The organism is Streptomyces sp. Xyl84 (assembly GCF_059731885.1).
The window spans coordinates 6,388,309-6,409,059 of record NZ_AP029182.1; the positions used below are offsets into that span (position 1 = coordinate 6,388,309).

17 protein-coding genes are annotated in these 20,751 nt (G+C 76.0%); 7 read left to right on the forward strand and 10 right to left on the reverse strand.

Annotation, left to right across the window (positions count from 1 at the left end; genetic code table 11):
• Positions 1–254: 254 nt before the first annotated feature.
• The 3 genes from AC6I72_RS27820 (at position 255) to AC6I72_RS27830 (ending at position 6,994) form a co-directional block, all read left to right on the forward strand.
• Entirely contained in the window at positions 255–1,235 is a 981-nt protein-coding gene (locus tag AC6I72_RS27820; protein WP_498003880.1) for a PaaX family transcriptional regulator C-terminal domain-containing protein, read from the forward strand.
• Between the two features lie 266 nt (positions 1,236–1,501).
• The gene (locus AC6I72_RS27825) at positions 1,502–2,623 is read left to right on the forward strand and encodes a hypothetical protein (RefSeq protein ID WP_498003881.1); all 1,122 of its coding nucleotides are present in this window, start codon (positions 1,502–1,504) and stop codon (positions 2,621–2,623) included.
• A 9-nt stretch (positions 2,624–2,632) separates the two neighbouring features.
• Positions 2,633–6,994, forward strand: coding sequence for a cation-translocating P-type ATPase (locus AC6I72_RS27830; protein ID WP_498003882.1), 4,362 nt, complete (start codon positions 2,633–2,635; stop codon positions 6,992–6,994).
• A gap of 240 nt (positions 6,995–7,234) precedes the next feature.
• Here the strand turns inward: AC6I72_RS27830 and AC6I72_RS27835 are convergent, their stop codons facing one another.
• Entirely contained in the window at positions 7,235–8,314 is a 1,080-nt protein-coding gene (locus tag AC6I72_RS27835) for an NADH:flavin oxidoreductase/NADH oxidase (protein WP_498003883.1), read from the reverse strand.
• Positions 8,315–8,436: 122 nt separating this feature from the next.
• On the opposite strand from AC6I72_RS27835, the gene AC6I72_RS27840 reads away from it, so the two are divergent.
• Positions 8,437–8,799, forward strand: coding sequence for an ArsR/SmtB family transcription factor (locus tag AC6I72_RS27840; RefSeq protein ID WP_498003885.1), 363 nt, complete (start codon positions 8,437–8,439; stop codon positions 8,797–8,799).
• A gap of 25 nt (positions 8,800–8,824) precedes the next feature.
• On the opposite strand, the gene AC6I72_RS27845 is transcribed toward AC6I72_RS27840, so the two are convergent.
• The 6 genes from AC6I72_RS27845 to AC6I72_RS27870 form a co-directional block, all read right to left on the reverse strand.
• Positions 8,825–10,225: an FAD-dependent oxidoreductase gene (locus tag AC6I72_RS27845; RefSeq protein WP_498003886.1), complete on the reverse strand. Its 1,401-nt coding sequence runs from the start codon at positions 10,223–10,225 to the stop codon at positions 8,825–8,827.
• A 133-nt stretch (positions 10,226–10,358) separates the two neighbouring features.
• Positions 10,359–11,033 carry a TetR/AcrR family transcriptional regulator gene (locus AC6I72_RS27850; RefSeq protein ID WP_498003887.1) on the reverse strand — a complete coding sequence of 225 codons (675 nt, stop codon included), beginning with the start codon at positions 11,031–11,033 and terminating at the stop codon, positions 10,359–10,361.
• A 241-nt stretch (positions 11,034–11,274) separates the two neighbouring features.
• Positions 11,275–11,991: an HAD family hydrolase gene (locus AC6I72_RS27855; protein ID WP_498003888.1), complete on the reverse strand. Its 717-nt coding sequence runs from the start codon at positions 11,989–11,991 to the stop codon at positions 11,275–11,277.
• A gap of 15 nt (positions 11,992–12,006) precedes the next feature.
• Positions 12,007–12,705: a phosphatase PAP2 family protein gene (locus tag AC6I72_RS27860; RefSeq protein WP_498003889.1), complete on the reverse strand. Its 699-nt coding sequence runs from the start codon at positions 12,703–12,705 to the stop codon at positions 12,007–12,009.
• Positions 12,706–12,987: 282 nt separating this feature from the next.
• Positions 12,988–13,923 carry a M56 family metallopeptidase gene (locus AC6I72_RS27865; protein ID WP_498003890.1) on the reverse strand — a complete coding sequence of 312 codons (936 nt, stop codon included), beginning with the start codon at positions 13,921–13,923 and terminating at the stop codon, positions 12,988–12,990.
• Between the two features lie 94 nt (positions 13,924–14,017).
• Positions 14,018–14,599, reverse strand: coding sequence for a DUF5134 domain-containing protein (locus AC6I72_RS27870; protein ID WP_498003891.1), 582 nt, complete (start codon positions 14,597–14,599; stop codon positions 14,018–14,020).
• 214 nt (positions 14,600–14,813) lie between these two features.
• On the opposite strand from AC6I72_RS27870, the gene AC6I72_RS27875 reads away from it, so the two are divergent.
• Positions 14,814–16,529: an FUSC family protein gene (locus AC6I72_RS27875; RefSeq protein ID WP_498003892.1), complete on the forward strand. Its 1,716-nt coding sequence runs from the start codon at positions 14,814–14,816 to the stop codon at positions 16,527–16,529.
• 281 nt (positions 16,530–16,810) lie between these two features.
• Positions 16,811–17,374 carry a MarR family winged helix-turn-helix transcriptional regulator gene (locus AC6I72_RS27880; protein WP_498004833.1) on the forward strand — a complete coding sequence of 188 codons (564 nt, stop codon included), beginning with the start codon at positions 16,811–16,813 and terminating at the stop codon, positions 17,372–17,374.
• 48 nt (positions 17,375–17,422) lie between these two features.
• Here the strand turns inward: AC6I72_RS27880 and AC6I72_RS27885 are convergent, their stop codons facing one another.
• The gene (locus AC6I72_RS27885; RefSeq protein ID WP_498003893.1) at positions 17,423–18,190 is read right to left on the reverse strand and encodes a VOC family protein; all 768 of its coding nucleotides are present in this window, start codon (positions 18,188–18,190) and stop codon (positions 17,423–17,425) included.
• 93 nt (positions 18,191–18,283) lie between these two features.
• Positions 18,284–18,676, reverse strand: coding sequence for a VOC family protein (locus AC6I72_RS27890; RefSeq protein WP_498003894.1), 393 nt, complete (start codon positions 18,674–18,676; stop codon positions 18,284–18,286).
• Between the two features lie 405 nt (positions 18,677–19,081).
• Here AC6I72_RS27890 and AC6I72_RS27895 point away from each other — a divergent pair, with 405 nt between their 5' ends.
• A complete protein-coding gene (locus AC6I72_RS27895; protein WP_498003895.1) occupies positions 19,082–19,630 on the forward strand; it encodes a GNAT family N-acetyltransferase in 549 nt (182 codons plus the stop codon).
• An 18-nt stretch (positions 19,631–19,648) separates the two neighbouring features.
• Here AC6I72_RS27895 and AC6I72_RS27900 read toward each other — a convergent pair whose 3' ends face one another.
• Positions 19,649–20,332, reverse strand: coding sequence for a glycerophosphodiester phosphodiesterase (locus AC6I72_RS27900; RefSeq protein WP_498003896.1), 684 nt, complete (start codon positions 20,330–20,332; stop codon positions 19,649–19,651).
• Between the last annotated feature and the right edge of the window lie 419 nt (positions 20,333–20,751).

Genomic DNA, 20,751 nt, shown 5'->3' on the forward strand with positions numbered 1-20,751 from the left:
GGCGGACCGGCCGGCCCGGAACGTGGCGGTGCGCCGTCCCGCCGGGCTTCTCCCGCGCCCGGCGGGGAAACGACGGCGGGCGCGGGTGCGCGCGAGTCCGAGCGTGCCGGGGCGGACGCCGGTATCGGCCCGGATACGGGCGCCGGCGCCGGTGCGGGTGTGCGTGCGGGTCTCGAGGCCATGCGCGTAGTGTTGCATTCTCGCTACGGCCGCAGCAATACTGCAACAAGAGGGGATCCGTACAGTACGTGACCATGAACGCCTCCCAGGAGCCCGCAGCGCTCGACCTGCGCCCTTTGTCGGCACGGTCCGTCGTGCTGAGCCTGCTGCTGGGTACGCACCCGCCCGAGCTGCCGGTGAAGGAGCTCCTGCGGGCCGTCGAGCCCTTCGGCGTCGGCGGGTCGACCCTGCGGGCGGCGCTGAGCCGGATGGTGGCCGCCGGTGATCTGTGGCGTGCGGACGGCGTGCACGGCCTCAGCGACCGGCTGCTGGAGCGCCAGCGGCGCCAGGACGAGGCGGTGCACCCGCGGACCCGGCGCTGGGACGGCGAGTGGGAGATGGCCGTGGTGACGGCGACCGGACGCGGACCGGCCGAGCGCGCCGAACTGCGCGCCCGGCTGGCCGCCCTCCGGCTCGCCGAACTCCGCGAGGGCGTCTGGCTGCGACCCGCCAACCTGCGCCGCGCCTGGCCCGCCGGCCTCGACGGTGTCGTCCGGTACTTCGCGGCGCGGCCGGCCGCGGGCCCCCGGAGGGACGAGGAACGGCGGGACGAGGACGTCCGGCCGGCCGAGGGCACCCGGCGGAGCCAGGACGCAGGGCGGAGCCGAGCGTGCGGGCGCGATGAAGGCAGCAGGGGAGGCGAGGGCTCCCACTGGGGCGAAGGCTCCCGGCCGGACGAAGAGTCCGGACGGGATGAAGGCTCCCGGCGCGACGAAAACTCCCAGCGGGACGGAGACTCCCGGCCGGACGGAGGCGCCCGCGCGCTGGCCGCGGACCTCTGGCCGCTCGACGCCTGGGCGGCCACGGCCCGGGCCCTGCTCGCGCATGTGGCGCGCACCGACCGGCCGGCCGACCGGTTCACCGCCCTCGCTGCCGTCGTACGGCACTTGCTCGACGATCCCGTCCTGCCCCCGGCTCTGCTGCCCGCCGACTGGCCGGGACCGGAGCTGCGGGCCGTCTACACCGACCGGCAGAGGCGGCTGACCGAGGAGGTCCTGGGCGGGGCCGGCCGGTAGGCGGCGTGCCGAACGGCGCGCCGGGTGCGTGCGGGCGTGGAGAGCGGGCGCTTTCCGGTCGACGTCCCGCGCGGTGGACCAGAAGATCCGGGGGAGTTCCTGGGAGCGCCTCCAGGAAGCGGCCCGCCGGCGCCGTGGCGGCCGATCCCGGTGGCGCGCGAGGGAACCCTGACGTTCCCTGAGTAATGAACAAGGCGGGATGACCAGGACGGCCGCGGGCACCCGGTGGGCACGGACGCGGGATCTCACCCCAGGCGAGGAGAGTCATGGCTGAGCAGATGTCGTCGGTCCTCACGATGCCCCTGCACGGCGCCGCGTCGGTGCTGCGCAGGGTGCCCGGCGCCGGGACCGTGGGCAGGGCCGCGCAGGGCACGCTGGAGAGGATCGGCGCCGTGTCACCGAAGGGGCGGCGGCTCGCGGTCTACACGGGTGCCGGGGTGCTCGGCGTCGCCGGGCTGGTCGAGTGGCCGGTGGCGCTCACCGGCGCCGCGGTGGCCTGGCTCACCCGCCCCCGGTCCGAGCACCCCGAGCAGCAGCCCTCGTCCCCCGGGCAGCGCACGGACGGCGCACAGCGCACCTCCGCGCCTTCCGAAGGCACCGCACGCCCGCGCGCGCCCCGGAGCACGGGCCCCGGGCGGGAGACCCTGACGACGCCGGCCGCCCGGTCCTCCCTGGCGAAGACGACGACCAAGGCGTCCGCCGCGAAGGCCACCGCCGTGAAGACGTCCGCCGCCAGAACACCTGCGGCCAAGACGGCGGGCGCCGCCACCGGGACCGGCGCCGCCGCGCGCGGCGCCACCGCGGGTGAGACCCCCGCGAGCGAGAACGCCACGGGCGGGACCACGGCGCGCAGGACCGCGGCCCGTAAGACCGCGGCCCGTAAGACCGCCCCCAGCGCGACCCCGGCGGGCAGGGCCCCCACGAGCAAGGCACCCGCAAGCAGGGCCTCGGCATCCGCGGGCAGGACCGCCGGCAGGACCTCTGCGGGCAAGGCCTCACCGAGCACAGCCAGGACCGCGACGGCCAAGGCCGCGACCGCCCGGGCCACGACGACCAAGGCCGCGGCGGGCAAGGCGGCCGCCCCCGAGACGACCCCCGGGAGGTCGGCGACCGCCAAGGCCGTGACCGCGAAGGCAGCGGCCGCGAAGTCGACAACCGCGAAGTCGACAACCGCGAAGTCGACGACCGTCAAGTCCGCGACCGCCAAGTCCCTCGCAGCGAAGTCCGCGACCGCGACGTCCAGGACCCCCAAGTCCGCGACCGCCAAAGCCACCTCCTCCGCCAAGTCCGCGACCGCCAAGTCCGCCACCGGCCGGCAGGGCAAGGGGCGGGGCGCGTCCGGCGGGCGGCTCGGGCCGACGACGCGGCCCGGCCGCACCACCCTCTGAGGGCGTGTCATGGTGCTCGGACTGCTCACCGCCCCTTCGGCCGCCGCCCGGCTGCTGCCCGCGGCCCCCGAACTGCTGGCGCGCGCCGCCGCCCCGGCGATCGGCGCGGCGGCCGGGGCGCTTGCCGGGACCGCGCGCGCCGGTGTGCGCGGCGCGGACACGGCGGCGCGGGTCGCGCGGGTCGCCCGCAACGCGCTCCCCGGCGCGCACGGCCACTGGCGCTCCGGCACCCGGGCCCACCTGGCGCTGCGTACCGCCGAACCCGAGCGGGTGCGGCGGGCCGGCGGGAGGGACCACCTGGCCCGCCGGGTGGCCGTCGCGCTCGCCGAGCGGCCCGATGTGCTCTTCGCGTACTGGGACGAGGGGCTCGCCCGGCTGGTGGTGACCGCCACGGAGGACGAGGCGGCCGAGCGCGTCGCGGACCACGCGGCCGACCTGGCAGCACGGCACGGCCTGGCCCTCGACGGCGGCGACCCCGAGGAGCCGACGCACCCGGCCGATCCCGCCGGAGTGCGGGCGGCGGCGGCCACACTGGCCGCCGACGTGCTCGGCATCGCCGTGGCCCTCACCGCGTCCGCCCTGCACCTGCCGCCGTCACCCCGGCTGGTCACCGCCGTGGTGACACTGCTCCGGGAGAACCCGCGCTTCCGTGCCTGGCTGCGGGGCCGGCTCGGCGACGCGCGGATGGACCTCCTGCTGGCCGGTGCGAACGCCGCCGCCCACGGCGCGGGCCAGACGCCCGCCTCGCTGGTGCTCGACGGTGCGCTGCGCGGCTGCCAACTGGCCGAGACCGTGGCCCGTTCGGCGGCCTTCGACACGCTGCACGACCAGCTCTGCTCGCCCGGACGGCTCAGTCTCGCCCGGACCGGCGGACCGCCCCGCCCGCCGTTGCGCGTCTCGCCCGCCCAGGAGTACGCCCGGCACGCCTCCGCGGGCAGCCTGGTGGGCGCGGCCGTGACCCTGCTGGTCAAGCACGACGCCGCCGAGGCCGCCGAGGCGGTGCTCGCGGGCTCGCCGAAAGCCGCGCGCTACGGGCCGGCCGTCTTCCACGCCGTGCTCGGCGCCGCCCTGGCCCGCACCGGCGTCCTGGTCCGCGACCCCGAACGGGCCCGCCAGCTGGAGATGGCGGGCACCGTCGTCCTGCACCCCAGCGCGCTGCGCACCGCGGACGGCGAAGCCGACCCGTGGGCCGAACCCGTGCTGGACGCGGCCCGCCGGGCCGGACTGCGGGTCGTGGTCGTCGACGACCCCGCCCTGGAGGACCTCACCCCCCTGGCCGACCAGGTCGTGGACGCCCGGCGCCCGCTGGACGACGTGGTGTACGGGCTGCGCGCGGAGGAGGACGCGGGCGCGGTGCTGACGGTCGCCCGCGTCGCATCGGCCGACGAACACGGCGTCCTGGCCGGGCTGACCGGCAGCGACATCTCGATCGCGCTCACGGACCGCGACTCGGCCGTCTTCTGGGACGCCGACATCCTGGCCCTGCACGGCCTGCCCGACGTGTGGCGGTTGCTGAAGGCGGTCCCCGCCGCGCGCACGGTCGGCCGCCGGGCGCAGACCCTGGCCCGCTCCGGTGCCGCGCTGTCCGGGCTGCTCGTCGCCGTCGGCGAGTCCGGCAGGGGACGCGGGCGCCTCGCCGTCCTGCCCGGGCTGCGGCACGCGCCGGTCGACCTGAGCGCGGCCGTCGCCCTGGTCTCCGGGGCTCGCGCCGCCCTCGGCGTGGCCGTGGCCCGCGCGCCGCACCCGCGTCCGCGCGTGCACTGGCACGAACTGCCCTCGGACGAGGCCCGGGAACGGCTCGCCCACGAGGAGCCGGCCGTACCGACCCCGCTGGAGGCGGCCACCGCAAGGGTGCGCGGCACGGCCGGCCAGGCCCTGCGGCATCCCGTGCTCGCCCCGGCACGCTGGACGTACGAGCTGGGCCGGGCCGTACGGGGTGAACTGCGGGACCCGCTCACCCCGGTCCTCGCGGTCGGCTCGGCGGCCTCGGCCATCCTCGGCTCCGTCATGGACGCGCTGCTCGTGGTCGGCGCCCTCGACCTGAACGCGCTGGTCGGCGGGGTCCAGCGGCTGCGCGCCGAGCGGGCCCTGTCGGGCCTGCTCGCCGACCAGAAGCGCAAGGCCCGGCTCGCGCCGCCCCCCGCCGAGGCGCCGGCCGGCGGCACCCGCACCGTCGAGGCGGGCCGGCTGCGGCCGGGCGACGTGATCGAACTCAAGGCGGACGACGTCGTGCCCGCCGACGCCCGCCTGCTGTGGGAGGAGGGCCTGGAGGTCGACGAGTCCGCGCTGACCGGGGAGTCGCTGCCGGTGCAGAAGCAGACCGCGCCGACCCCGCACGCCGTCGTCGCCGACCGGCTCTGTATGGTCTTCGAGGGCACGACCGTGGTGGCCGGTCAGGCCCGGGCCGTCGTCGTGGACACCGGCGAGGACACCGAGGCCGCGCGCGCCGTGCACCTCGCCGCCCGGACGCCGCCCGCCGCCGGTGTGCAGGCCCGGCTGCAGGAACTCACCCGCAAGGCCCTGCCGTTGACGCTCTCCGGCGGGGCGGCGGTGACCGGTCTGGCACTGCTGCGCGGCACGCCCGTGCGGGACGCGGTCAGCGGGGGAGTGGCCGTCGCGGTGGCCGCCGTGCCCGAGGGCCTGCCGCTGGTGGCCACGGTGGCGCAGCTCGCGGCAGCCCGCCGGCTCAGCCGTGACGGCGTGCTCGTGCGCACCCCGCGCACGCTGGAGGCGCTGGGCCGGATGGACACCCTCTGCTTCGACAAGACGGGCACGCTCACCGAGAACCGGCTGCGGCTGGTGCGGGTCTGCGCCACGGACGGCGTGATCCACCCGGTGGACGACGAGGCCGCCGCCGACACGGTCCGGGCGGCGGCCCGCGCCTGCCCCCGCGGGAACGGCGGCGCCGAGGCGAACGGCGGTACGGACCGGCCGGTGCACGCCACCGACGAGGCCGTGCTGGACGCGGCAGGCCCCGACCCGGACTGGACGCAGCTCGAAGGCCTCGACTTCGAGGCCGGGCGCGGGTACGCGGCGGCCGTCGGCCGCAGCGGGAACGGGCCGCGGATGCTGGTGGTCAAGGGCGCCCCGGAGACGGTCCTGCCCGCCTGCCCGGGGCTGCCCGCGCACGCCTCCGGCGCCGCGCAGTCGCTCGCGGGCGACGGGCTGCGCGTCCTCGCCGTCGCCCGGCGGCGGCTCGCTGCGGCGGAGCGGGAGACGGACGTACTCGAACAGCCGCTGGCACAGCTGGAGTTCGCGGGCCTGCTGGCGCTGTCGGACGTGCCGCGCGAGACCTCCTTGGCCCTGGTGCACGGCCTGCACGAAGAGGGCGTACGGCCGGTCATGCTCACCGGCGACCACCCGCAGACCGCGCGGGCCATCGCCACCGAACTGGGCTGGCCGCAGGACACGGTCGTGGTCACCGGGGACGAACTGGCCGCCGCCGACCGCGTCGCACGGGCGCGGATGCTGCGCGACGCGGGCGTGGTGGCCCGTGTGGCGCCCGAGCAGAAGCTGCAGGTCGTGGAGGCGCTGCGGGACGCCGGCCGGGTGGTGGGCATGGTCGGCGACGGCGCCAACGACGCGGCTGCGATCCGCGCCGCGGACATCGGCGTGGGCATCAACGCGCGGGGCTCGGCCGCCGCCCGCAACGCCGCGGACATCGTCCTGACCGCCGACGACCTCACCGTCCTGATCGACGCCATCGGCGAGGGCCGCGCGCTGTGGCACAGCGTCGCGGACGCCATCGCCATCCTGATCGGCGGCAACGCGGGCGAGGTCGGCTTCGGGATCCTCGGCACGCTGGTGTCGGGCCGGGCTCCGCTGTCCACCCGTCAGATGCTCATGGTGAACCTGTTCACCGACCTGTTCCCGGCCATGGCGGTGGCGGTGACACCGAAGGAGGACGCGGCGCGGGCCGCCTCCCCCGAGGACGCGGCGGGCGGGGTGCTGGGCGAGCCGCTCGTCCGGCAGATCCGCCACCGGGCCCTGACCACCTGTCTGGGCGCGGTCACCGCCTGGCTGATCGGACGCTTCACCCCGGGCACCGCGCGCCGCGCCGGCACGATGGCGCTGTGCGGTGTGGTCGGCACCCAGCTCGCCCAGACGCTGCTCGACCGCCGGGGCAGTCCGCTGGTGCGGCTGACCTCGCTGGGCTCCGCCGCCGCCCTGGTCGCCGTGGTCCAGACACCGGGCGTCAGCCACCTCTTCGGCTGCACCCCCCTGGGCCCGCTCGCCTGGGCCGGCGTCGCGGCGGCCATCGCCCTGGCCCTGGCCGGCCAACGGGCGCTGCCCCGGCTGGAGCAGACGGTCATGCGCTACGCCCGAAGGGACGCGGCGGAGCCCGAGCAGGCAGCGGGACGCGCACGCTGACGACTCCACGCGGCCCCCTGGGCCACCGGCCCGGCTCGGCGGAGCCACTGAGCCGCCTCGGCGGACGGCCCGGCACCGCCGCTCGGCGGAGCCGCTGAGCCGCCCTCGGCGGACGGCCCGGCCCTCCCGCTCGGCGGACCCGCCGAGCCCTTCTTCTCGGCGGACGGCCGGGCAGCACCCTTCCACGGGCCGCCCGGCAGCCGCGCCCGGCCGCCCCGCCCCGCGGCCTGCCGCCGGGGCTCAGACCGACCGGTGGTACTGGTCGGGCACGTGCACCGTGGCGCCCAGCTCGCGGGCGGCGTGGCGGGCCCAGGACGGGTTGCGCAGCAGCTCGCGGCCGAGCAGGACGGCGTCCGCCTCGCCGTTGGCGAGGATCTTCTCGGCCTGCTCGGTCTCGGTGATCAGGCCGACCGCGGCCACCGGCATGGGCGTCTGCGCCTTCACCCGGGCCGCGAACGGCACCTGGTAGCCGGGGCCGGTCGGGATACGGACGGCGGAGGCGTTGCCGCCGGTGGAGACGTCGAGCAGGTCGATGCCGTGGGCGTGCAGCTGAGCCGCGAAGCGGACCGTGTCGTCGGCCGTCCAGCCGTTCTCCTCCAGCCAGTCGGTGGCGGAGATGCGGAAGAACAGCGGCTTGTCGTCCGGCCACACCGCCCGCACCGCGTCGACGACCTCCAGCGCGAAGCGCACCCGGTTCTCGTAGGAGCCGCCGTAGGCGTCGGTACGGCGGTTGGAGTGCGGGGACAGGAACTCGTTGATCAGGTAGCCGTGCGCGCCGTGGATCTCGGCGATCTCGAAGCCGGCGGTGAGGGCCCGGCGCGCCGCGGCCGCGAACTGCCCGACGATCTGCCGGATCTCCTCGGCGGTCAGCTCGTGCGGGACCGGGTGGCCCTCTGCGAAGGGCACCGCGCTCGGGGCGACCGGCTGCCAGCCGTGCGCCTCCGGTCCGACCGGCGCCCCGCCCTTCCACGGCCGCTCGGTGGAGGCCTTGCGTCCGCTGTGCGCGAGCTGGACCGCCGCCACCGTGCCCTGCCCGCGCAGGAAGCCGGTGATCCGGCGGAACGCCTCGACCTGGGCGTCGTTCCAGATGCCGAGGTCGTACGGGGAGATCCGGCCCTCCGGCGACACCGCGGTGGCCTCCACGATGATCAGGCCCGTGCCCCCGGCCGCCCGGGCCGCGTAGTGCGCGAAGTGCCAGTCGCCCGGCACACCGGCCGCGGGGCCCTCGGGCGCCGCCGAGTACTGGCACATCGGGGGCATCCAGACCCGGTTGGGGATCGTCACTTCGCGCAGGGTGTAGGGCTCGAAGAGCGCACTCACGGCGGGCTCCATTTCGTCACGGGACCGAGGGACAGGCTTGTACGGTAACTCTCGTAGTACGGTGACTGTCAAACTACGACGGTGCTCGTAGAATGAGGACTCTCGTACGAAGTGGAGCCGCCGTGACCACCGCCCCCGTTCCCGCCGCCGGCAGCCGCGATCTTCCGCATCCCGGGCGGGAGGAGATCCGTCTGGAGCACGTGCTGCACGCGCTGTCCGAGCCCGTGCGGCTGCGGATCGTGCGCGCGCTCGCCGCGGAGGGCGGTGAGTTGTCGTGTTCGTACTTCGACCTGCCCGTCAGCAAGTCGACCACCACGCACCACTTCCGGGTCCTGCGCGAGGCCGGTGTCGTCCGCCAGGTCTACCGGGGCACGGCAAAGATGAACGGCCTGCGCCGCGACGACCTCGACCGCCTCTTCCCGGGCCTGCTCGACAGCCTCCTCGACGCCGCCGCCCGCCAGGCCGCCCGCCTCGCGGAGGGCTGAGCCGGCCCGACCCGAACGAACGACCCTACGGCGCCGCCGTGCGCGCCGCGGCCCGCAGGGAACGCCAGTCGGGCAGCTTGACCACGCCGGCGCGTCCGAGCGAGGCGCCCAGCTCCGCCTCGGCCCGCTCGATCGCCTGCCAGCCCGCCCACGGCACCGGCTCGAACCCCTCGGCGCGCAGCGCGGCCACCGCGTCGCCGGGCACCGGCTCCCGGACGAGCGCGGGCGCGTCCGCCAGCAGCGAGGCCACCGTCTCCTTGGCGCAGGGCCGGTTGGTGCCGATGACCCCCGTGGGTCCCCGCTTGATCCACCCGGCCACGTACTCACCGGGCGCCACCGCCCCGTCGCGCAGCACACGTCCCTCCCGGTGCGGCACCGTGCCGAGGGCCGCGTCGAACGGCAGCCCGTCCAGCGGCACCCCCTGGTAGCCCACCGACCGCAGCACCAGTTGCGCGGGCACGTCCTCGTGCCGCCCGGTGCCGGTGACCCCGCCCCGCCCGTCCGGCACCGTCCGCTCGAACCGCACGGCTGCGACCCGGCCGTCCCTGCCGATCAGCGCGACGGGACGGAGGAAGAAACGCAGCCGGATCCGGCGGCCCGGCTCCCGCGCGCCCGTGACGGTCGCCGTGACGCCGCCGGGTTCCGGCGCGTCCGTGCCCGTGGACGCACTCGCCCAGCCGCGCAGCACCTCGACGTTGCGGCGCTGGGCGGCCGGCAGTGCGCAGGGGTCCGCACAGGCCGGATCCAGCGCCAGTTCGGCCGGGTCGACGACGAGAGCGGTGTCCGGCAGGGAACTCAGCTCCCGCAGCTCCTTGGTGGTGAAACGAGCCTGCGAGGGGCCGCGCCGCCCCACCATGTGGATCTCCCTGACCCCGCTCCCGGCGAGTGCGGCGAGTGCGGCCTGGGGCATGTCGGTGGGGCTCAGCTCCGCCGCGCCCCGGGCCAGCATGCGGGTGACGTCCAGGGCCACGTTCCCCACGCCGATGACCACGGCGCCGCGCACGTCCCGCAGGAAGCCGTGGTCCACGGCGTCCGGATGGGCGCTGTACCAGGACACGAACTCGGTCGCCGACCAGCAGCCCGGCAGGTCCTCGCCGGGGATGCCGAGCCGGCGGTCGGTCGCGGCGCCCACGCAGTACACCACCGCGTGGTACAGCTCCCGCAGCCGGCCGGTCGGCAGCCCGCCGGGCCCGCCGACCGGCACACCGCCCAGGAACCGGACCCGCTCGTGCTCCAGGACCGCGCGCAGACTGTGCTGCAGGGACTTGATCTTCTCGTGGTCCGGTGCCACGCCGTACCGCACGAGCCCGTACGGGCAGGGCAGCCGGTCGAGGACGTCGACGCGCACCGAGGGGTCCTGCTGGACGAGGCCCTGAGCGGTGTAGCACCCGCTCGGCCCCGAGCCGACGACGGCGACACGCAGCACGGCACAACCCCCTGACTCCGGTGCGGACGGAGGACAGCGCTGAGGGCTCCAGCATGACACCCGGCGGCCCGGCCGGGCAGGACCACGACGCCGGAGCGCGGCGTGTCGCGCGGGACCGCTCCGGCCGGCCCGGCTACTCCGGCTCCTCCGCCGGGGGCCGTCCCGTGGCGAAGAACCGGGAGACGTCCCTACCGCAGGCCCCGCCGGGCCCCTCGGTGTCCGGGGGCGTGCCCAGCTCCCAGCCGAGGCGGTACCGCTCGAACAGCTCCGCCCGCAGCTGCGGCACCGGCATCGGCGCTCCGGGGATGAGCGCCGAGTAGACCGCGCCCATCAGCAGGGCCCGCAGCATCGGGTAGTCGGCGTCGACGTCCGCCGAGCCGCGCCGGGCCACGGTGTCCCGCAGCAGGACCGCCAGGCGCTGCTGCTCGGGGCACTGGACGAAGCCCTCGGCCTGCAGGATCCCCGCCATGTGCTGGCGCATCAGCACGGGCCGGTCGCGGGCCAGCCCCAGGATCGCGTCGATGGCCCGTGCCATCCGCTCGCGGCCGTCCTCGGTGCGCGGCTCGCGCTCCAGCGCCTCCTCCAGCGTGCGGTGCATCAGACGGTGCACGGCGGACTGCACCAACTGGCGCTTGCCGGGGAAGTAGTACGAGACCAGGCCGCGCGCCGAACCCGCGCGGTCGGCGATGTCCCCGAGGGTCGTCGCGTCGTAACCGTGCTCGCCCACGAGTTCGACCGCCGCCTGCAGCAGCCGCTCCCGGGAACGCCGTCGCAACTCTTCATTGACCGAGGCGCTTCGCGGGGACATCCTGTAACTCCTGCGTTGACTGGCTGCCAGCCAACTATACTCAACGCGAGCAGGCCGACCTTGTCACGGGGGTGTGGTCGGGCTGCGCGCCCGTCTCGGGCGACGCGGGGGATCGTCCGAGACGGGCACCCTCACAACCCATTGGTTTACTCAGGCGACTTTCTCTGCGGCGGGCACCGACGCCTTCCGGGCCGGGCGCAGGGCAGGTCCGGGCCGGACCCGTGCCGGCCGGGCCCCCACCTCACGCGCGCCCCGGCCGGGGCCGGCCCGCCAGGTCGAGCACGGGCCGCAGCGCGTCCGGGCGCTCCGCGACCGGCAGGTGGTCCACGAAGTGCACCGCGCACCCCAGAGCCGCCGCGCCGCCGTCGGCCTCCCGGCTGTCGCCCACCATCAGCACGTCCTCCGGTTCCGCGCCGAGCGCCGCGCAGGCCATCGCGAACAGCCGCGGGTCCGGCTTCTGGATGCCGTGCTCGTACGACAGGACGTACGTGTCGACGAAGGCGTCCAGGCCGTGGGCGCGGAACACCGGGCGCAGATCCCAGCCGATGTTGCTCACCACGCCCACCGCGACACCGCGTTCGCGCAGGGTGCGCAGCACCTCCGGCGCGTCGGGGTAGGGGGCCCAGGCCTGCGGCGTCCGGTGCCGGTCGTACAGCGCGTCGTGCAACGCCGGGTCGGGCAGGCTCACTCGACGGGACATGCCGGTGTACGCGGCGCGGTGCTGTTCGGCGCTGCGGTCCCTGACCTCCCACAACCCGGCCAGCTCCTCCGGGACCCGCACCGGCGGCACCCCGCCCGGCAGGGCGCCCGCCTCCTCCAGTCCGCGAGCCGCCTCTGTCAACGCGCGCTCGGTGAACGGCAGATCCGCCGCGTCCAGCACCGCGCGCAGCCAGGACTCGGTGGACTCGACGCGGAAGAGAGTGCCGGAGAAGTCGAAGAGCACAGCGGTCTTGGCCATGGGGGTGATCATCGCTCACCGGGCGCGCGGGGGCCACCCGTTGGGGACGGCGGACGCCACGGCCACCACGGTCGCACCGAGCAGCCAGCCGCCCAGGACGTCGGAGGGCCAGTGGACGCCCAGCCAGACGCGGGTCAGCCCGACACCGGCGACGGAGATCACGGCCACCACCAGGGCGGCACGCCGTATCCCGCGTCCGGCGCCGCACTGGTGGAGCAGCCGCAGGAGCAGGCCGCAGACCACCGTCGCGGTCATGGCGTGGCCCGAGGGGAAGGCCGCGTACCGGGCGGAGTCCACCGGATCGGGCCAGACCGGGCGGGGCCGGCCGACCACGGCCTTCAGGCCCTGCTGCAGCAGCGTGCCGAGGGTGCACGAAATCACCAGCCACAGCGCCGTTCTCCAGGCCGCGCGCCGCCACAGGAGCCACACCGCGCTCACCGCGCACAGCAGACGCATGGTCAACGGGTCCCACACCCAGTCGGTGAGGACGCGGCACACGTGAGTGAGGCCCTGGTCGCCGACCGCCCAGCGGTGGGTCGTGCGGGCCACGGCCGCATCGAGAGCGGTCAGCGGATGCCACCGCAGGGCGACCAGGACCAGCAGGAGCGCGGAAGACAGACCGAACCCGAGGGCCGCGAGCAGCACGGTGGCAGGCGGGCCGGGGGCGCGGCGGCCCTGCGGGCGGGGCGGAGGGGCGGTGGATGGGGAGCGCATGACGCGATGTCCGGGGGGTGTGGAGGCAGGGGGGCGGGATGCGGCGGCAGCGGATACGGGGAGGGGAGCGGTGGCAAGGGGACGGGGGACGGACGCAACGGCGAGGACGGAGGCAGGGGCAGAGGTGGGACAGAGGGGTCCGCGGGAGCGTGTGAGTGAGGGGAGCGGTAGGCCGCGCGGACGCAGGGTGCCGGACCCCTGGAGCCGGGACCCCGGGACCCGGAGTGCAGGATCCGGGGGCGCGGGGTCCGGTGACGCCGCGCCGGCCCGGGCCGGGGCGCCTCAGCCCAGGGCCCGCAGGCCGGGCACCAGCGTCACCAGTACCGGGACCACCGGCACGAGCGACGCCACGGCCGTCAGGCGCACCCGACGGGCCGCGGTGAGCCGGTCCGGGGGAGTGAGCAGACGGTGCACCCGGTGCGGCACATGCGCCTGCGGGGTGGGGCAGGGTCCGAAGACCCCGCGGTCCTCGTTGAGTTCGACCAGGGCGAGAGCGGTGGTGAGCCTGCCGAAGCGGCGCGAGGCCATGTCGTCGGCGGCGAGTTCCACCAGGCGGTGCATCTCGTCGCGGAACGCGGCGAACACCGGCACCTGCGGGAAACCGTCCGCCAGCGCCGCCGAGCAGTGCAGCAGCCAGTCGTGCCGGGCCCGGGCGTGACCCTGCTCGTGCGCGAGGACCGCATCGAGCTGACGTCCCTTCAGGCGGCGCAGCGCGGCGGTCGTGACCACCAGCCGGGGCGCCGCCCCCGGCAGCCACCAGGCCTCCGGCCGCTCGCCCTCCAGGACGACCAGCCGCTCCGCTCCCGCGTCCTCGCCGGGCAGCAGCGGGGCGCGGACGAGGAGTTCGGCGCGGCGCCGGCGGCGGCGCGTACGGGCCCGTACGACTTCACGGACCAGCATCGCCGCACTCCACACGCCGCCGCAGGCGAGGGCCACCGCGGTCGTCGGCGCCCAGGCACCGGCCGCGCCGAGGGCGTACGCCTCCACCACCGGACGCGGAGCGGTGGCGAACACGTGCCCGCGCACCTCCTGCCAGGCCGCCGCGGCGCTCAGGACCATCGACAGCGCGCAGCACAGCAGAACGGCGGCCACCACGCACTGCCACGCCCACAGCGCGACCACCGGCTCACGGTCCGGCCAGTCGGCCCGGGCGAGCAGTCGGGGCGCGGCGACGGCGGTCAGCGCGCCGAGCAGCAACAGGAGCGCGGGGACCATCATGCGATCACCCTATGAGCGGCCACCCGCTCAGGGGTACGACTCCGCGCGGCAAGTGACGCAGACCACGGCGCGCCCGCAACACGCGGCACGGCTCTCACATGGTCAGCAGCATCGCCACCATCGCCAGCCCCATCGACAGCCGGCACGCCTGCGCCAGCTCCGGCCGGTCGCCCCAGCCGGGTGGCCCGCCGGCCGGACCGCCGCCCGTGGGGGCGCCGGGGCCCTGCGGTCCCGCGGCGGCCGGGACGAGCCGTGCGCCGCTCACCAGGACGTATCCGGCGAAGTACAGCAGCAGGACGCCGGTGATGAGGGGCACGCCCGAACCGCCGTGCGCGTGGTGGTGGGTGCCCGGCGCGAGAGCCATCGCCACGGACATGTAGACCATCGCGGCGGCGCCCACCAGATGGTGCAGGTGGTGCGCGCTGGTGCGCGCCCACCACAGCGCGCGCACCGCCGCGACGCCGAAGACCCCCGCGTAGAGGGGCCACGCCCAGGCGGGCGGACTGAACACCGCCGCGGGCACGGCCATGACGGCCATCCCGAAGCCCATGAGCGCCTCGCCGCCCGCCGCGCGGCGCTGCTCCTCGACAGGGCTGCGCATCCGCAGCAGACAGTAGGCCCCGGTCGCCGCGCACAGCGCGACCAGCAGCCAGCCGGGCGAAGCCGGTCCGTGCACCCGCCCACCTCCCGCTCGCAGGTCCGGACCGCGCGTCGGCGGCCCTCCGGTCGCTCAAGCGATGCCCACCACGCTCGGTGCGCACACGAGCGCAAGGAGGTACAGGGGGAGCGTGCGCGGGGAGCGCGCGGGCGGCCCGAGCACCGAGCCGGGTCCCGAAAGGGCTGCTCACCAGCACTACTTTACGAGTAAAACACCTGCTAACCTTATGGGTATGAGCAGTGCGCCCGTCAGGCCGACCCCCGCCTCCACATCCCCTTCCACCGCGCCCGCGCGCCGGTCCGTCCGGCGCCTCCCGCTCACCGGTGCGCTGCGGCTCGGCCGCCCCTCCGACATCTGGTTCAAGCCCGCGCTCAGCTCGGTGATCTCCGTCGCGCCGCCGAACCTCACACTGCTCGCCCTCGGCCGGCTCGACCTCGCCATGTACACGATGGCGGGATCGCTCTGCGCCCTGTACGCCCACAACCGTCCCTACGCCGTCCGCGCCCGGGTGCTGGCCTGGGTGGTGCTCGGCATGCTGGGCGGCCTCGCGGTCTCCCTGGTCACCGCCTCGCTCACCCGCGACACCGTCGTCCTGGTCGCCGTGGGCGCCGTCATGGCCGCGGCGCAGAAGGTCCTGTGCGACGCGACCCGGGTGGGCCCGCCCGGCAACGTCGTCCTCACCTTCATCAGCTCCGCGTCCCTCTTCGCCCCGCAGACGCTCGGACAGGTCCCGGCCCACATGGCACTGGCGGCCGCCGCGGCGGCCTGGGCGTGGCTGGTGGGCATGGCGCCCGGCCTGGTGCGCCCGCACGGCCCGGAACGCCGCGCCACCGCGCAGGCGCTGAACGCCGCCGCCGCGTACGCGGCCACGGGCGGGACCGGCGACGCCCACGCCCGCACGCGGGCCACCGCGGCCGCCGCCGTGCAGGCCGCCTGGCAGGCGCTGCCGACGACCGGCTCCCGGTCGCGCGCCCGGCGCGCCCTGGCCCAGCTCGTCATCCGCGCCGAGGTCGCCCTGGCCGCCCCCGCAGACACCGACCCGGAGCGGCTGCGGACCTGGGCACGTGAGCTGCGCGGCAACGGACCGATCCCGCACACCGGCGAGACGGCGGCGGCCACGGAGGAGATCCTCGGCCTGGACGCCGAGGCCGACGCCCCGCGCCGCTCCTGGTGGAGCCTGCTCGGCCCGCTCACCCCGATCGCCGTGCGGACCGCGCTCGGCTGCGCGCTCGCCGGGTACGCCTCCCTCGCCCTCGGCATCGGCCGCCCCTACTGGGCCCTGGTCACCGCGGCCTCCCTCTACCAGGCGAACGTCACGCTGACCTGGAGCCGCGGGGTCCAGCGCGTCGTCGGCAACCTCGTCGGCGTCCTCGTCTTCGCCGCGATCACGCCGCTGGCCCACACCAGCGGGGTGGCCCTCGTCCTGATGTGCGTGGCCCTCAACTTCGGCGCCGAGGCGCTGATGGGCCGCAACTACTGGCTCGGCAGCATCTGCGTGACGCCCATGGCGCTGCTCGTCACCGAGTTCGCCGGACAGCACCCGGCGGGCGAGCTGATGACCGAGCGGGCCGTGGACACCGTCGTCGGCGCGCTGGTCGGCTTCGTGGCCGCCGTGGCCGTCACCAACCGGCGGGCGGGGGACCGCATCGGACACGCGCTGAGCGCCGTCGACCGCGCCCGCGAGCGGGCCGCGCGGCTGCTCGCCGAACCCCGGCCCGGGCCCGCCGCGCTGGAGTCCGCCCGGCGGAGCCTGGCCGCGGCCCTGGTGGATCTGCGCGCCACCGTCGACGCCGCGTCGGGCGAGTGGTGGCAGCGCGCCCTGCCCCAGGAGCGGGTCGTGCTCACCGAGCAGTCGGCACACCGTACGCTCGCCGCGACGGTACGACGCCTGGGCCTGCACTCCCCGGCGGCGAGCACGGGCAGGACGACGGAGGACGCACGGCCATGACGGCGAGCAACGGACGACCGGCACCCACGGAAGCCGGCCCCGGGGACACCCCCCGCGGCCCCGGCCCCGCGGGGGCCGACCCCACGGCCCCGTACGGGACCGCGGAGCCGTCCCGGACCACCGGCCCCGCACCGGCTCCCGCGGGCCGCGCGCACATCGCCGCCGACTCCACGGCCTCCGCCGATTCCGCGCTCTTCACTGCGGACTCGGCCCCCGCCGGCCGCGCGGACGTTCCCGCCGGACCCCCGGCCCCCGCCGGCCCCGTGGCACCGGCCGCCCCCGTGGCGCCGGCCGCCGGTCCCGCCCCGGCCGCTCCCACGGCTCGGGCGGATGCCGCCGCCCGGGACGACACCGTCGCCGGGGTCGTCCGGCAGTGGCGGGCCGTCCACCCCGACCTGGACACGGCGCCGATGGAGATCATCGGCCGGATCAACCGCTGTGCCGCCCTCCTCCAGCAGGCGGAGGACGCGCCGCTGCGCCGGGCGGGGCTCAGCCGGCCGGAGTTCGACCTGCTCGGCGCGCTGCGGCGGACCGGACACGAACTGACGCCGAGCGAGCTGGCCCGTGAGACCTTCTCCTCGGGCGCCGCCGTCACCAAGCGGCTCAAACAACTCACCGAACGCGGCCTGGTGGAACGGCGCGGCGACACCCGGGACCGCCGGGTCGCCCATCTGCGCCTCACGGACGCGGGCCGGGACCTCGTCGACGGCCTGCTGCCGGACCAGCTGGCGTACGAACGGACCGTGCTCGGCGCTCTGGACGGGGACGGGCGGGGAGAGCTGGCCGAGCTGCTGGGCGAGCTGCTCACCCGTCTGGAGGGCCGCCCCGGCGTCCCCGGGGTCTGAGTGCGCGGGCGACGCGGCCCGGCGGCCGCCGGCCGGCGGTCCTCGTCGTCAGTCCTCGGCCCCGGCCTGGTAGACGCCGAAGGCCGCGCCCTGCGGGTCGCGCAGCACCGCGATGCGCGGCCCGTGCGCGACGCTGACCGGCTCCTGGAGGGCCCTGGCCCCGGCCCCCGTCGCCACCTCCGCGGCCCCGTCGACGTCCTCGACCGCGAAGTAGGGCAGCCAGTGCGGCGGCACATCGGCCGGGAAGCGCTCGTGCAGGGCGGTGACGCCGCCGAAGTCCATGCCGTGCATGCCCCACTGCGTGTACCACTCCGAGGCGTTGACGCTCCAGCCGAACACCGCGGTGTAGAAGTCCCGGGCCCGTTTGACGTCCCTGGTCGCCAGCTCGACCCAGCCCAGTGATCCGGGCCTGTTGAACACCCCGGCGCCGGCGAAGTCCTTGGCCTGCCAGATCTGGAAGGCCGCGCCGGACGGGTCGAGCGCCACCGTCCGGCGGCCTTCGTCGAAGATGTCCATGGGGCCCCGGATCACCGTCCCGCCGGCCTGCGCCACCCGGTTCGTGGCCGCGTCGGCGTCGGCGACGGCGAACGAGACGTTCCACGCGACCGGCTGGGTCGGCCGGTACAGCGGGCCGAGCCCGGCCACCGCCGCGCCCCCCAGGCGCACGACGGTGTAGCCGCGCAGCTCCGGCCGGGCGTCCGGCTCGTCGCAGTGCCAGCCGAACAGCTCGCCGTAGAACCGCTTGGCCGCCTCCAGGTCGCTGGTCCCCAGCTCCGCCCAGCAGGGGCCGCCGATCACCGGCTTGTCGAACTCCATGACACTCCTCCGGGAAGGCTCGGCCCCCACCACCAGAACGCTATCCCCGGTCACCGACGGTGGCCAGCGGGACTCGTACGGCCGGGAACGAGTTCAGATGCCCGGCCGGTGGCGCAGCGGGTGCTCGGCGGGCACCTCGACGAGCACGAGGGGGATGCCGTCCGGATCGGCGATCCACATCTCGATCAGCCCCCAGGGCTCCCGCACCGGCGGCCGGACGATCTCGACCCCGGCGGCCCGCAGCTCGTCGTGGGCCGCGGCCAGGTCCTCGACCTGGAGCCACAGCCGGATCCCGGGGGAGGGAGGTGTCCGGGAGCGGCCCGACAGCTCCAGGAAGCCGCCTCCGAGGAAGTAGACCGTGCCGCGCTCGGGGCCCGTGCCGAACTCGCGGTAGACGGGCAGCCGCAGCCGCTCGCCGTAGAAGGCGCGGGAGCGCTCGGGATCAGTGGGCCGGATCAGCGTCCGGCTGCTGAGTACGTGCACCATGCCCGGAGTTTAGAACCCCGGGCAAAACGGGCGCCCGGCACGCATGCTCGCGGCGTTGCCCGAGGCCACAGCACTAGCTCCGCTGCAAGGACCTTCCGGCGCCTTGCGATCGCACGCGCCGGACGCCGGGGAGCTGATCGGACTTCCCTTTTGTCCGCAGCTCTTGAGGGCCTCCCGTTCGGAGCCGTTCGGACCGTGCCGGGCTCGCGGGCCCCGGCACCGTCCTCCGGACTCTCCGAGCCTGAACGGCGTGGGAGGCGCCCCGACGCCGTGCCCCCTCGGCCCCGTCACCGCGCCCCGGCCCAGGCCCGGCCTGATCCGGGCGGGGGACCCCGGCCCTGTCCGGCGGGGTTACCCTCGTGCCTGCCCCGCCGCTTCCGAGACAAGACCCGAGAGGCACACTTCATGGACACCGCCGCCCCCGCACCGGTCTTCCGCGACGCCACCGATGCCGACGTCGACACGCTGGTGGCGCTGATCGAGTCGGCGTACCGCGGGGACGCCAGCCGGGCCGGGTGGACCACCGAGGCGGACATCCTGCACGGGCAGCGCACCGACCCGGAGGGCGTGCTGGCCGTGATCAAGTCCCCCGACAGCAGGCTGCTGGCCGTCGAGCGGGAGGGCCGCGTGGTCGCCTGCTGCCAGCTCGAGCACCGCGGTGACCACGCCTACTTCGGCATGTTCGCGGTCAGCCCCGCCCTGCAGGGCGCCGGTCTCGGCAAGGTGATCATCGCCGAGGCGGAGCGGCAGGCCCGCGCGACCTGGGGCGTCACCGAGATGCACATGACGGTGATCTCCGTGCGGGAGGACCTGATCGCCTGGTACGAGCGGCGCGGTTACCGACGTACGGGGCGGATGAGCCCCTTCCCGTACGGCGACGAGCGCTTCGGCGTCCCGCAGCGCGACGACCTGGAGTTCGAGCTGCTGGTCAAGCCGCTCGCGCAGGGGGCGTGAACCTCGCGCGGCCGCCCGCTACGCGGTGAAGCGGCCGGTGCGCTTGATCTCCGGATAGTCGGTGGTGGCGCCGTCCAGTTCCAGGGCGCGGACCAGGCGCAGGTGGTCCAGGGTGTTCACCACCCACCCGAGGATCCGCAGGTCCGCCGCGCGCGCGTGCTCGACGATCTCCAGGGTGAGCCTGCGGATGTCGAGCACGAGGGTGCCCGCGCCGGCCGCGGTGGCGCGCTCGACGACCTCCGTGCCGTAGCGCTCGGCGACCAGCGCGGTGCGCGCGCCGGGGACCAGGCGGGCGATCTCGGCGATCGCCTCGTCGTGGAAGGACAGCACCTCGACGCGGCCCACGAGGTCGCGGCGGCGCATCACCTCGGCGAGCGCCTTCGCCGCCGCCACGTCCTTGATCTCGGCCTGCAGGGGCGTGTGGACGGCGTCGAGCACCTCCTCGAAGACCGGGATCCGCTCACCGAGGCCCGCGTCGAGCGCCCGCAGCTCCGCGAGGGTCTTGTCCGCGACCGGGCCGCTGCCGTCCGTCGTGCGGTCCACTTCGGGGTCGTGCATGACGACGAGCGCGCCGTCCTTGCTCAGGTGCAGATCGAGTTCGATGGCGTCGAGGCCGGCCTGCTGGGCGGCGACGAACGAACGGAGGGTGTTCTCGGGCTCCACACCCATGACCCCGCGGTGACCGATGGTAAGGAAGTTCAAGGTTCAACTCGCTTCCGTCGACGGCGGCTCGGCTCGCCCGCGGACCGGGACCTCGACGTCCACGCGGCAGTGCCGCAGCCTAACGGTCCGCAGTCGCGATGCACCCGTGCGTACACGGGGCAGTGGGGTGACGGCCGGGCCACGGCAGGGCCGCACCGGCCCGGGCGGTCACCCCTGCGTGGGCGAGTCCTCGGGGCGTTGACCGAGCGGGCCGACGGAGCGGGCCGAACGTGGGGCGCCGCCGGGCCGGCCGCGCTCGCGAGGCCGGAAACCGCTCCCGCGGTCCCTGGGACGCATCACCCGACCGGCCTAGGGGTAGTAGCCGCCATACGGGTGGCAGGCAGGAAAATGGCCGGTGAAGGTGAGCATCGGCAGGATAATTTCCGGAGGGCGCCCTTGCTGGAAGAAAGCTCATATGT

Bases quoted from the DNA above. Each gene is read 5' to 3' on its own strand.
- AC6I72_RS27860 (WP_498003889.1), bottom strand. From the start codon at position 12,705: ATGCGCTCCCCATCCACCGCCCCTCCGCCCCGCCCGCAGGGCCGCCGC.
- AC6I72_RS27895 (WP_498003895.1), top strand. From the start codon at position 19,082: ATGGACACCGCCGCCCCCGCACCGGTCTTCCGCGACGCCACCGATGCC.
- AC6I72_RS27865 (WP_498003890.1), bottom strand. From the start codon at position 13,923: ATGATGGTCCCCGCGCTCCTGTTGCTGCTCGGCGCGCTGACCGCCGTC.
- AC6I72_RS27875 (WP_498003892.1), top strand. From the start codon at position 14,814: ATGAGCAGTGCGCCCGTCAGGCCGACCCCCGCCTCCACATCCCCTTCC.
- AC6I72_RS27820 (WP_498003880.1), top strand. From the start codon at position 255: ATGAACGCCTCCCAGGAGCCCGCAGCGCTCGACCTGCGCCCTTTGTCG.
- AC6I72_RS27850 (WP_498003887.1), bottom strand. From the start codon at position 11,033: ATGTCCCCGCGAAGCGCCTCGGTCAATGAAGAGTTGCGACGGCGTTCC.
- AC6I72_RS27825 (WP_498003881.1), top strand. From the start codon at position 1,502: ATGGCTGAGCAGATGTCGTCGGTCCTCACGATGCCCCTGCACGGCGCC.
- AC6I72_RS27830 (WP_498003882.1), top strand. From the start codon at position 2,633: ATGGTGCTCGGACTGCTCACCGCCCCTTCGGCCGCCGCCCGGCTGCTG.
- AC6I72_RS27890 (WP_498003894.1), bottom strand. From the start codon at position 18,676: ATGGTGCACGTACTCAGCAGCCGGACGCTGATCCGGCCCACTGATCCC.
- AC6I72_RS27855 (WP_498003888.1), bottom strand. From the start codon at position 11,991: ATGGCCAAGACCGCTGTGCTCTTCGACTTCTCCGGCACTCTCTTCCGC.
- AC6I72_RS27885 (WP_498003893.1), bottom strand. From the start codon at position 18,190: ATGGAGTTCGACAAGCCGGTGATCGGCGGCCCCTGCTGGGCGGAGCTG.